Source organism: Labilibaculum filiforme (assembly GCF_002843315.1).
Lineage (GTDB): Bacteria > Bacteroidota > Bacteroidia > Bacteroidales > Marinifilaceae > Labilibaculum > Labilibaculum filiforme.
Genome location: NZ_MVDD01000003.1, coordinates 149,444 through 161,810, shown reverse-complemented (window position 1 = coordinate 161,810; position 12,367 = coordinate 149,444). Strand labels below are relative to the sequence as shown.

Genomic DNA, 12,367 nt, shown 5'->3' with positions numbered 1-12,367 from the left:
ATTTATTTGTTTAGTAGTGAAGACAACTGGAATTAAGGATAGTTGCCTATGTTTTTTTAATTTTATTTTTTATTCAATTCAAGATCACTGATTATTTTGTTCTTAGCATTCTTGGGAGCATCATGTTCTGCCTCATGTAAGTCAAATTGAGGAAGAATTTTCTGCAATTTTTCTTGTTCTACTTTGTATTTGTTTGCAGATGTATTTTTAGGAATAATCGGAAAGCTGATCAAATCGTCAGGATATTCACGAACATCGTACCATTTCCCATCGCCATCATGTAAAACTTTATTATTTCGAATTAATTGTTTGTTTTTTTTGTAGGCATAAATCCATTCCCGATGTTCTGTTTGGTTAGTAGTAAGGTAAGGCCATAAACTAACTCCATTAATTTCATAATCATCGGGTATTTTTACTCCGGTAATAGATGCAATGGTTGGTAATATATCCGAAAGATTTACTAGGATATCCTGTTTCCCTTGTTTGGTTAACTCAAAACCTGGAGCATAAATAATTAAGGGGACATGAACGCCTTTTTGTGATTCCTGACTTCCTTTTCCATATTTACTAGTCCCATTATCAGCGCAAAAAACTAAAATTGTATTGTCCTCAATTTGCATTTCTTTAAGCTTATTTATGTATTGCCATAATTGGTAGTCAAGGTAGTTGATTTGATTATGAATTCCCGATTCAGTAACTGTTCCATGGGTATCGTAAACACCATTATCTCCAGTTACATTCGGAGTTGTTCTAATATATTTACCGTTTTTCCATTCCAGTTTTGGTGTGCCAGGCCATTTGTTTTTGGTTTCCGGATTAAAAAAATCCCATCCATCATGTCCTAAGTGACTTGTGTGGTAGATAAAGAAAGGCTTGTCCTCCTTATTCTTTCTATCCATAAAATCAAAAATAAAGTCTAATTCTACGTCCGGACCATAGGTATTCAAGCCAAAATCGTTTTGAGTTTCGGCAGTATTTGGCCACCATTCCAAGCTATTGCTTGCTGCCGGATGATTCATTAAACGAATATGAGGTTTCCAGTACCAACCGGTTTGAGCATAGTATTTAACTTCTTTTCCAGTATCTTCATTAATTAAAAGTTTTTTGCCATTTACGACCTTATTACTAACCACAAAATCGGTATAAGGATTCTTTTCAGCACCTTGTTCTCCAGGAGTTAAACAACCTTCATCAAAACCAAATAGACGAACGTCGCTACCTTTCATTTGTGTTTTCCCAGCCCAATATGTTGCATATCCAGCTTTTTTGGCAACAAAACCAATGGTGTGAGGGCAACTTTCGTAAAGCGGCCAAATTCCTTTTTTCCCTTTCTCGTTGATGCCTCTTCCAAGATCTCCGTTATGCCACCATTTATGAAGATGAGCATAACGGCCGGTCATCATCATAGCACGACTAGGAGAACATACGGTTGCGCCCCATGCTGTAGAAAACCAGCATCCATCCTTTGCCATTTTATCCATCACTGGAGTTTTTGCTCTGTAGTTGGTATCGGATGTATTTCCTCCTTCGGGCGGGCTCCAAACACTCGATCCGTATATGGGAATTTCTCGAGCACTAATATCATCGGCAAATACCACAATAATATTTGGCTTGTTTTTATCTTTTTTAGTTTTCGAAAAAGAATGAAATGAAATTGCCAACAGGCTTACTGTAAAGACAATTTTTAGTAGTCTTTTTTTATTTTTTAAAATGTTCATTTGTTTTTTGTATTAGAAGTCCTGAAAGAATAGATAAAGTCTTTGTGCTTATTTTCTATTCGATAACCAGATAAATTTATGGAATTGACATCGTTTGCAAATGAACAATTTCTACTTTGATGAGGGGGGAAATTGTGAGTATGGATTAAAATTACTTTCTGAAATCGAAAGGGGACATACATTTTTTGGAAGATCTAAAAAAGTTAAAATTTAAAAACAACAGTAAATGAGGCGATTACTAATAAAAAAACTTTACAAAATATTTCCGCGATAATTTTTTATCGTTTTTATTATCGTAAATAAAAATTGACTTTATAATTTGCAAAATGTTAAAAAAAGGAATTTAATTTTATTCTAAGTTCGACCATCTGGATTCTTTCTTTTTATTCTTTATAATTTCGGATTCTTTTCAATTAAGAGCTCAGACTATCCTTATTTGTCATATATTTCTTAAATATCCCTTCTTTTAGGTTTATATTTTCCCCTTTCCACTGCAATAAATCAAGTATTATTATAAACCGATAATAAACTGTAATTAATATATCACTATGGGAAAATTAAAACTATTCGTAAGCTTTGTCTTTTTATTGAATTGTTTGCTGGTAAACGCGACAGAATTGCCAAAAGCTTATCCTGATTCTAATCGAACAAAGCAATGTATCAATACCGGTTGGAAATTTCATTTGGGGAATGCCGAAGGAAAGTATTTTCTAGCTGATTTTAACGATGATGCATGGGAAACGGTGAGTGTTCCGCATACACTTAAACCTACATCTCTTACGCTTGATTTTTGCGAAGATGGGAAAGATCAGCCTACTTTTCAACGGAATGTGGGATGGTATCGAAAAAATATAAGCGTAACTAAAGATCCTAATAAGAAGGTGTTTCTTGAATTTGAAGGAGCTCATCAGGTAAGCGATTTATGGGTAAATGGAAAGCATGTTGGTCAGTTTGCAGTTACTGGATATACTCCATTTCATTTCGATATTTCGGATTTTGTTAATCGAGGTGTCAAAAATCAAATCACTTTACAAGTAGATAATCGAAGAAATGATGCAATTCCACCAGATGCTGGTCCTTTCGACTATGTGAAATTTAGTGGTTTGTATCGTGATGTTTATTTGGTAGAGACAGATCGGGTACACATTACCTATAACTACGAAGCTTTAAAAGCAGGAATTACCATTACCACACCTACAGTTGATCCTGTTAATAGGAATGCGACGATTGATATTAAAACAGTTGTTCGTAATGAAGCTAGCGAGCAAAAAACATGCAAGGTAATTAATCGAATTATTGATGCCGATAATATTGTTGTGTTGAAATTGGTTTCGGAGCAAGAAATTAAAGCTGGGGCTGATGTTGAATTTGATCAAATTGGCGGAATAGAAGATAATTTACATTTGTGGGATATTGAAAACCCTTATTTGTATCGGGTAAATACAGAGGTTATTGTTGATGGGAAGAGTGTTGATTGTTTAGAAAACAAGTTGGGAATCAGAAGTTTTCGATTGGATAATGAATTGGGTTTTATCCTTAATGGAAAGCCTATTGATTTGATTGGTTTTAACCGTCATCAACATTACGCTTATATTGGCGATGCGCTTCCTAACTCTTTGCATTACAAGGATATGCTTCAATTTAAGCAGTTGGGATTTAATGTGGTTCGAACTGCTCATTATCCTCACGATAATGCGTTAATGAATGCTTGTGATGAGTTAGGTATTTTGGTGTACGAAGAGGCTCCAACGTGGAGTACAATTTCTAACAATCCGTTGTGGTGGGATAATTTCGAAAAGGCAGCCAGAATTATGGTTCGCAATCATAGAAATCATCCTTCCATTGTAATTTGGGGAGCTGGTGTAAATCATAGAGGATATGTTCCTCGGGCACATTATGCAATAAAGCAGGAAGATCCTACTCGTTTAACCGCTTCGCAAGGATCTCGCTGGACCGGATGGCAGAGCTCTGGCTTGACCGATATCAATGCAAATATGTTGTATGGTCCATTTATTTGGGATCGATCGGAACCAATGTTGGCTATGGAAGGTCATTCGGGACCAGTGGAAGTTGCCATTCACAAAAGAGATCCTAAAATGATAGGGATTATATCGTGGACCGCTCATGCATATTATACTTTTCATCCTACTCATCCGAAGTACAAAAGTAGGAAAGATAGAACCAGAAGTGGTGCAATGACCATTTTTCGTCAGCCTAAAAAAGGCTTGCTTTGGTATCCTTCCGAGATGAGAAAAGAGCCGTATTTGCATATCGAAGAAGATTGGAAAACAAGTACCAAAAGCTTAACTATTTATAGCAATGCCGATGAGGTAGAGCTTTTTGTTAATGGAAAGTCAATAGCCAAACAAAAGCCAATGAATGATTCTATTTACTATGGATTAGATCATCCTCCTTATTGGTTTGAAGTGAGCAAGTTTGAAGCTGGAGAGCTGAAAGCTATAGGTTATAAAGATGGAAAAGAATATGTTTCGAAAACTATTCGAACACCTGAAAAATCAAGAAGTTTACGAATTGTTTTGGATACTTTAGGTCGTAAGTTTGAAGCCGATGGATCGGATATTTTAGTGGCTTACGCTCAGGTGGTAGATAAAAATGGAACTCTAGTTCGCGATTCGGTAGGAGAGGTTGCATTTTCGATTTCTGGTCCAGCCAGTATTTATTGCGATAAAGCAGGAATTAATGCCAATCCAATGTTTATTGAAACAGGAGAAGCTCCAGTTTTGATTCAAGCAGGTACAAATCCCGGACTAATAAAATTAAGTGCGAAAAGTAAAGGCTTAAAGTCTGCAAGTGTCACATTTAATTCGGTTTACAAAGAAAATGATAGGATTTTGGCAAATGCAAAACCTATTTACGATTTTGAAAAAATTCGAGTGGATATGGGAGCTCCCGATCAGTTGGTGCAGTTTGGCTGGACAGCTTGGAGTGCTGAAGATAATCAACCATCTACTACAAAATTGGACTTATTGGGCGGTGTAGAAGCGAAAGTATATGCTAATTCTACCAATGGTGTTTTGCGTTGGTTGGGCGAAATGAATGTAATTGGAAAGTATGGTTTTGCTTATGGTGAAGGAGTTATTGGTTTGGATAAAGAGGGTATTACGCTCGAGTTTTCTAAGCTACCCAAAGGGACCTACAAGTTAACTTCCTGGCATCATGCTCCCAGAACCAATACCGATGAAATGGATACGAATGTAGATAAGCTAAAGAGTTTACATATTCATCTTTTGCCCTACGCAAAAGAGATTTCCATAAATGTTGATGATACACTTTCTTCTGTTGTAAAAGTAACCGAAGGGAAGGAGATGCAATTTACTCCTGTAGCTACTGCAGAAACAGTATTTTGTTCCGATGGAGTTAATCCTGTAAAAGTTGTATTTAAGGATGCAAAAACAAACAAAGGTGTTTGGTTAAATGCATTTGAATTAAGTGAATGGTTTTCAAAATAGGAACGATCTAAAAAGGAAAGGCATTTGTCATTAGATTTCTCTAATGACAAATGCCTTTTTTAGGTTTGAACTTGTTTATTTTATGGTTTCAATAGCAAATTTTCCCAGTATTTTAATAAATCTGAATTGCTGATATGCTCATTGAGATTTCTTTTCTCCATACTTTCCTTAAAATAAACTGCACTTGTTGCTTTTGCTTGGCTAATGGTTTCATCTGATTCTAGAATCAGATTTCTTTCAAATTCTTCCATTTTGTTCGAAAGCTTTTCAAAAAGTTTTTCCTTTACGGATTTATAATTCTTATTACTCGCCAAATTATTCAATTCCATGGGATCTTTTTCCAGATCAAAAAGCTCAATTTCGGGTCGAGCAGGTGCCATAAATTGTTTGTAGGCATCGTTTAATTTTCCTTCCTTATAAAGTTGCTGATACAAGGTAAAGGCAGGATACTGAAGCTTCTTGTAACTACTTAACTGCATCCACGGAGTGTTAGGCATTCGATTCCAAATTAGTTTATATTTGCCATCGCAAATACTTCGAATGTTATCGGCAGCATCTCCAGTTCGTTGTCTAAAAGCATAAATGTATTCCCGTTTTTCAGCTTTCTCTCCCAAAAATACCTGACCATGCATATAATCAGGAACAGCAATTCCTGCTAGCTGAAGAGAAGTGGCAGCCACATCAACCAAGCTTACTAATTGATTATCAATTTTATTGGCTTTTATTTTATTCGGATAACGAATAATTAACGGGATTTTTATTCCGCCTTCGTATAAGAATTGCTTGTCGCGTAAATGAGGTCGACCATGATCACCAAATAGAATAACAATCGTATTTTCGGCTAAACCTTCCGCTTCTATTCGTTTCAAAATTTCACCAACATAATGGTCACAATGTTGCACACTTTCCAAATACCAAGCCCAATCGGCTTTTAGTAAAGGATGGTCTGGGTAACACTTAGGCAGACTTTTTACGGTCTTCGGATTTATAGGATTTTCAGCATCGTGATGAAAGCTGCGATGAGGATCGCTGATTTGTACTTGAGCAAAAAATGGCTGATCTTTTGCTCTTTGTTTCCAATCCGTTCCATCGTAATTTACTTTGTCTAAAAAATTATAATCTTCTTTCCCTTTTTTGTCCCAATTCTTGGCACTAGCATTCGTACAGAAATAGCCTGCATTTTGAAAATATTCAACTATGGTTGGAATTCCTTCGGGTAATTCAGTCCTGTTTATAGTTCTATGATCCTGACAATTTATTGCCGTTGGGTACATTCCTGTAATCATGGAAGAACGACTAGCTGAACAAACCGAAGCATTAGAATAGGCACTGGTAAATCTTGTTCCTTGTATTGCCAGTTGATCCATATTTGGCGTTTTAACATCAGGATTACCGTAACAAGAAAGTTCTGCACCCAAATCATCACCGTTAATCCATATAATATTTGGTCGGTCTTGTGCTCTTAAAATTAGGCTAGATAGAATGATCGAGAGTGTGAATATGAATTGGTTCATTTGCTTTATTGTTCGTTGTATTCTTTAGTGATTATCAATGGAATTTGAAGGTTAAATGATTGTCTCACATGGTTTTCATCGTAGGTGTCAGCAGCGCAGGTAAGTGCAATAGGAACTCCATTTTCGATGATAACCTGTGGGCGTTCTAAATGATCGAATTGTTGCGTGCTTCCATCTTCCCAAGTAATGCTGCGATCGGAAATTTCGAAATTTTTGGCTTTGTTCCAATGTATACCATCTACCGAATCGTAATGAACCAAAGAAAAAGCTCGTGTTTTTCCTTCCTCTTTAATGTATTTAACAATAGCGCGATATCTGCCATCCTGATACCAGATATAAGGATCTTCGGCAGGAAAACGAACACCTTCTTCTAGAAAAACAGGATCTGGATATTTTTTGAATGGCCCAGTAGGACGATCAGCAATTGCTACCATGTGAACAACAGGTCCTCCTTGTGGCAATGGGAATTTTTTACCAACCGCTTTATACACCATCAGAATTTTACCATCAGGCATCTGGCAAACCGATGGGTTTGATGTCATTAAGGCATCAGGAGCCAATGAATCTCCGTGAGTAATATCAAGAACAGGCTGGTCAAATCTTTTCCACGGACCGTTTGGATCATCAGCAACAGCAACACCAATGCGTTGGTTGTTTCTGTGCATCCAATTAATTTGGGCTTTACCAGGAACACTTACAATCTTTTTATCACCAATATTTCCCATATAATAGAGGTAGTATTTGCCATTAAAATGATGCACCGTAGGATTATGTGTACACGAGCCATCCCAAAAATCGGTGCTTCGTTCAGCAAGTGCTACATCTTTAAATTTATAAGGACCAAAAGGAGATGCTGATGTTGCATGAGCTATTTCTGAGTAGTTGACCCATTCCCAACCAATGTTTTTTGGCCAACGGGAGTACAACATATGGTATAGTTCATCATTGCCTTTTACAACAGAGCCACCCCAATGACTTAAACTGTCGCCTCCTGAAAAAACAGAGTTTTTGGCTACTTTGCCGAATTCTATTTTATAATCCGGGCTTACTTTTTTCTCTTGTTTGCAAGCATTTATTGTGCTTATAATAAGCATTATAAGAATCAATCTTTTCATGATAAATTAGTTTGTATGTTGTCGCAATCTATTTTCTTTCGTAATTCTATCCAATTGATTTTTATTCAATCCCTGTTTAAAGTACACACTTAAATCGTGATAGATACCCGTAGTTTTCATTGCTGGATCATCAATGTCAAGGCTCAAATCGCAATCGAAACGTGCCAATATCGAATGTGAGTTTTTTCCTGATTGACCAGCATTTATAAAGTGAGACAAACCCCAAGATATACCGCGACCATTTTTAGTATCGGTAAAAGCATCAGGAACAAATGGCCCTGGTGCAATAGGTACCAATTCACAAATGGATGCTATTTCAAAATTCACCCAATCCTTGGCATATTGAATGGTAAAGTGCTCGTTGCCATCTTTTACTGTAATTGCTGCTACACCTTCTCTAAAAGGGAAGAGACTTACTTCATGCCCCGAGTTCAATACAGGATTTAAAGGGTGTTTTTTAAATGGTCCCAGTGGATTTTCTGCAATAGCTAAACCTCCTGCAACCCATACATTTCCCGGACGGTTGAAGGCAGATTTATAATAGATATAAATTTTACCATCGTGTACCAATGGGTATGGATCATGAATGGCATACTGATCCCACGAACCTTCTGGTCCATTCTCAATTACCGCACCTTTAACTGGTGTCCAAGGTCCGTTAGGAGAGTCGGCGTACGACATTGCTACAGGGCAATAGTCTCCACTTTTTCCGCTTGCTTCCATAAAGCCTTGGTAATACAAATAATATTTTTCTTTCCATTTTAAGATGTCTGTTGTAGAAACAGAACGCCAGCCAACTTCAGGTTTTGGAGGCCGAGGGATTGCAACACCTTGTTCTTCCCAAGTAAAACCATCATCGCTAGTAGCGTACCAAATTTCCGATAAATCCCAATCCGTAGAAGGAATGCTATCTGTACTTTCGGCAGCTCGCTTGGCTCCAATGGGTGGAGTTATTGTATTTCGATACGTGTACCACACATAGTATTTGCCATTTTCAAAGATTACCTTGGATGGATCGCGACGCGAAATTGTTCCATCGTGTTCCTTGTAATCTAAGCCTTTTAATTCAGTGTATTTGAATTGAGTATATAGCTCATTATCAGCAGGATGAACTCCACTGTAATTTTCAAAGCTTCGTTTCATGGCAGCACTCATTTCTCTGTTCGCGGCTTCGGAAGTAATGGAGTATGGGAAGGATGCTTTAGATTCGGATTGGGGATGTTTCCTATTGCAGGATGCAAAAAGTGCAACTGCGAATAGAAGTGCTATTGAAAGTTTATTCATTTTCATGGATTTATTGTGTGATACTATTGATTGAAGTAAACAGTTTTTACTTATTCTCCTTTCAAAATGCTTTTAAGTTCCTCTAAATGCTTTTCATAAACGCCTCTAGCATCAGTTCCATGCTTAATGGCTAAACTAGTGGCATAACCAACTACTTCTCCCATTAAACCTGTGGTACGCATTACTCGGGTCGAACCAAATCTAACATGAGTTGTGCTGATATTTCTGCCGGCCATAAACAAGTTATTAATATTTCTTGAATACAAACAACGATAGGGAATGTGTGCTGGTTTTACCCTTTTATGAACCGCCTTTGAAAGAAATTCCTGTCCTTTAAAATACTTACTATTTTCGTCTTGCGGATAATGTAAGTCAATGGACCAAGTAGTAGGAATAAATGCATCCGCTTGTATTGAATTTGTATGATCACGATCCATTTCACTAAAAATATAGTCGCCCATAAGCCTTCTGGATTCTCTTTTTCCACCAATAAATCCTACCCAATCTAATTTATAATTACGATATTTTTCTTTCAAATTATTTTTAAGGTACGACCAGTTTCCATAAATGGCTCTGAAGTTATGATCCCGAATTTCCTCTGCTTCGGTGAGTGCATCGAAGTTATCAAATCCTGTTTCCCAAAACCATTCCGAAGTAGGGCCATCCAAAAAGTAATCTTTGGTAAAGTGAAGTGCCCAAGCTGTTTCTGGAAAAGTAGAGGTTTCTTCGAATTTTGAAGCATGCCACATGTTCGATGTTCCCAAACAAAATGTATCGGCTGTGTCGCGTGCCAAGGATTCTCCCGTTTCGGATTTACTTTCTCTTCCATACCTGCAATCTGCTCCAGCTTTAAAACCAATAGATCCATCACCAGTACAGTCTACAAAAAATCGCCCTTCAAAACGTAATTCTTGGTTGGTGGAAATATGGCGTGCGATTACTGCTTTAATTTTGTCGCCTTCCATCTCTACATCATAGGCATGCATATTTAAGAAGAGGTCGATGTTTTTTTCAAAATTTACTACGCTTTCCTTGCGCTGATCACCATATTTTTCGCCATCAATGTTTGCATTATGAGGATCTCCATTGTCCAATTCGCGCACGATTCTTCCCAATGCAGGATAATGGTTATCTCTATCAATATAGCCCATTAAATGTACACGAATTTCAGAACTATTATTTCCACCTAAAACGGGTCTGTTTTGAATCAAAGCAACTTTTAAACCACTGCGAGAAGCTGTTATTGCTGAACAAATTCCAGCCATTCCACCGCCAACAACCACTAAATCGTATTTTCCTTTTGTTTCTGGAGTTTCTGTTAATCCAAGTAATTTTTTACGCCATGAATTCATGCTTTCTAAATTATTAGGAGGAACATCTTTTTTGTTAGAGGAAAAATAAATAGCATCGCATCGTCCTGCAAATCCGGTAAGATCCTTTAGAACTAATTGAACATCAGCTGGTTCTTTTATTGTGATGGAGCCACCTTCGTACCATTTCCAGCCTTTTTCTCCAGTAGCACCAAACTCTTTAAGGTATTCATTGCCAATTTTTAATGTAAATTTTCCAGGACCAATTGGGTAAGGAGCCCAATCTTTTGTTCTAAGCCAGATATAGTATTTCCCTTTTGATGGGAATGTAATTTTAGTAGTTGCATCCTCAACAGCTTCCCCCATACCGTGAGCTAACAAATAAGATGAGCCCATAATATCGAAATATTGCTGATCAACTTTCCAGCCTCCTTTATTTTCAAATGATTCGGCTTCTATTAAAAGACGATTTTGAGCTTTTGTAATTCCTGCAAGCAGTAGAATAAACAGTAAGAGAATACTTGTGAAGCTTAGTTTTAGTAGTTTCCTTTTTTTCATTGGTTAAGTTTTTATGATTTGGGATTATTTTGTTTATTTGAATCTCTTCTAAGTTTAAACTTATTGAATAGTGACAAATTATTTCGATCTTAGCGTGTTCAATGGTAAATCAAAAGAATGAACAAGTTATCGTACTGATAATCAGCTTGTATTTTATTTCAATTAATCTGTCTTTTATTGTATAATCAGAAGCATTCATATAAAAAACTGAAACGTGTTGTCGAACGGAAGTTCGCTAAAGGGAAAAGTCAATTCTGGAAAAATAGGGATTATGAGGATTTGAGTTTTGTAATTCATCAGGAAACGAAAATTTTAATAAGTGTAGCGACCTTAAAACGCTTTTTTGGAAAGGTAAAAACAGCAGATGATTATGCACCACAAAATAGTACACTGGAAGCTTTATCGGGATATGCTGATGTTCAGGAAAAACAAAAATCAATAGTCAATAGCTATAAATTGGTTTTGGTATTTTCAATAGGTCTTGTTGCAATTGCCTGCGCGATTTGGTTTATTGCTTCGAATACGACTTCCGATAAATCAGAATTGATTCAGAAATGTACACTGGCGTTGGTAAAACAGGAGGGAAGGTGCCCGGGCACAGCATTTTTTGAGTTTACAATTCCTACAGCAAAAGAGAATATTTTCTTGAATTTTGGGGATGGAACCAAAAAGCTTCCCATAAAAAAAGAACAAAAACATGCGCATTTTTATGAATATCCTGGAAATTTTCAAGCATTTCTTCAAGTGGAAAATACAGTAGTTTCGGATACGGTAGCTGTTTTTATTCCGACTCATGATTGGCAAATATTTGCACATTATTTTAAACCCGATTTAATTGATCGATACTATCCGGTACCCATAAATAAAAATGTTTGTGATGGCGTTTTTCATGCTTCATCGAAAAGCATCGGATCTCTTGGTATTGATACGAGCGAAATAGTTGTGGTTCGTATCGATTGTTTTGCTAAAACAGAATTCTCGGGTGATTCTTTCAGATATAAAACTCGTTTTAAAAATAGTTCCTATTGGCCAGCAGTTCGTTGCTATTCTACCAGCCTAATTCTGGAGGGAAGCGAAGGAAGCATTCAATTTAAGTTTGTTGGGGAAGGATGTAGTCGGTTTAGTTATTACCAATTGGGAGAAAAGTTAGTGAATGGTAATAATTCCGATTTGACTAATTTTGTAGTTGATCACAACCATTGGGTTGATGCCGAGATTATTAATAAGGATCGAAATGTGATTGTGAAAAGTAACGATAAGGTTATATTTTCAGGAAACTATACAAAATCGATTGGTAAGATTGTTGGTACTTCAGTAATTTTTCATGGAAGTGGATCTGTAGATTACATCCATTTGAAATCGGAGAATAATGATTGCATTTTTGAGAATGACTTCTGA

Annotated in this window: 8 protein-coding genes; 3 read left to right on the top strand and 5 right to left on the bottom strand. The window is 36.7% G+C overall.

From position 1 onward, the window contains the following. Positions 1-62 precede the first annotated feature (62 nt). Entirely contained in the window at positions 63-1,718 is a 1,656-nt protein-coding gene (locus tag BZG02_RS05470) for a sulfatase-like hydrolase/transferase (protein ID WP_101260409.1), read from the bottom strand. Between the two features lie 548 nt (positions 1,719-2,266). Between BZG02_RS05470 and BZG02_RS05465 the strand changes: the two genes are divergently transcribed. Continuing rightward, on the top strand, positions 2,267-5,188 hold the full coding sequence (locus tag BZG02_RS05465; RefSeq protein ID WP_101260408.1) for a glycoside hydrolase family 2 protein: 2,922 nt from the start codon (positions 2,267-2,269) through the stop codon (positions 5,186-5,188). A gap of 80 nt (positions 5,189-5,268) precedes the next feature. On the opposite strand, the gene BZG02_RS05460 is transcribed toward BZG02_RS05465, so the two are convergent. The 3 genes from BZG02_RS05460 to BZG02_RS05450 are packed head-to-tail and all read right to left on the bottom strand — an operon-like array spanning position 5,269 to position 8,960. Continuing rightward, complete coding sequence (locus tag BZG02_RS05460) at positions 5,269-6,702, bottom strand: sulfatase family protein (protein ID WP_101260407.1); 1,434 nt, start codon at positions 6,700-6,702, stop codon at positions 5,269-5,271. 5 nt (positions 6,703-6,707) lie between these two features. After that, complete coding sequence (locus BZG02_RS05455) at positions 6,708-7,817, bottom strand: glycoside hydrolase family protein (protein ID WP_101260406.1); 1,110 nt, start codon at positions 7,815-7,817, stop codon at positions 6,708-6,710. A gap of 6 nt (positions 7,818-7,823) precedes the next feature. Next, entirely contained in the window at positions 7,824-8,960 is a 1,137-nt protein-coding gene (locus tag BZG02_RS05450; protein ID WP_218972150.1) for a glycoside hydrolase family 117 protein, read from the bottom strand. Between BZG02_RS05450 and BZG02_RS20980 the strand changes: the two genes are divergently transcribed. After that, on the top strand, positions 8,959-9,135 hold the full coding sequence (locus BZG02_RS20980; protein WP_218972149.1) for a hypothetical protein: 177 nt from the start codon (positions 8,959-8,961) through the stop codon (positions 9,133-9,135). The two genes, BZG02_RS05450 and BZG02_RS20980, sit on opposite strands and share 2 nt — an antisense overlap. 16 nt (positions 9,136-9,151) lie before the next feature. On the opposite strand, the gene BZG02_RS05445 is transcribed toward BZG02_RS20980, so the two are convergent. Continuing rightward, positions 9,152-10,969 carry an FAD-dependent oxidoreductase gene (locus BZG02_RS05445; protein ID WP_101260405.1) on the bottom strand — a complete coding sequence of 606 codons (1,818 nt, stop codon included), beginning with the start codon at positions 10,967-10,969 and terminating at the stop codon, positions 9,152-9,154. 177 nt (positions 10,970-11,146) lie between these two features. Here BZG02_RS05445 and BZG02_RS05440 point away from each other — a divergent pair, with 177 nt between their 5' ends. Beyond that, a complete protein-coding gene (locus BZG02_RS05440; protein ID WP_101260404.1) occupies positions 11,147-12,367 on the top strand; it encodes a hypothetical protein in 1,221 nt (406 codons plus the stop codon).

What these genes read in the sequence shown, in the direction of transcription:
- BZG02_RS05450 (WP_218972150.1), bottom strand. Translation starts at nt 8,960, where the DNA reads ATGAAACGAAGCTTTGAAAATTACAGTGGAGTTCATCCTGCTGATAAT.
- BZG02_RS05470 (WP_101260409.1), bottom strand. Translation starts at nt 1,718, where the DNA reads ATGAACATTTTAAAAAATAAAAAAAGACTACTAAAAATTGTCTTTACA.
- BZG02_RS05445 (WP_101260405.1), bottom strand. Translation starts at nt 10,969, where the DNA reads ATGAAAAAAAGGAAACTACTAAAACTAAGCTTCACAAGTATTCTCTTA.
- BZG02_RS05460 (WP_101260407.1), bottom strand. Translation starts at nt 6,702, where the DNA reads ATGAACCAATTCATATTCACACTCTCGATCATTCTATCTAGCCTAATT.
- BZG02_RS05455 (WP_101260406.1), bottom strand. Translation starts at nt 7,817, where the DNA reads ATGAAAAGATTGATTCTTATAATGCTTATTATAAGCACAATAAATGCT.
- BZG02_RS05465 (WP_101260408.1), top strand. Translation starts at nt 2,267, where the DNA reads ATGGGAAAATTAAAACTATTCGTAAGCTTTGTCTTTTTATTGAATTGT.
- BZG02_RS20980 (WP_218972149.1), top strand. Translation starts at nt 8,959, where the DNA reads ATGGCAGCACTCATTTCTCTGTTCGCGGCTTCGGAAGTAATGGAGTAT.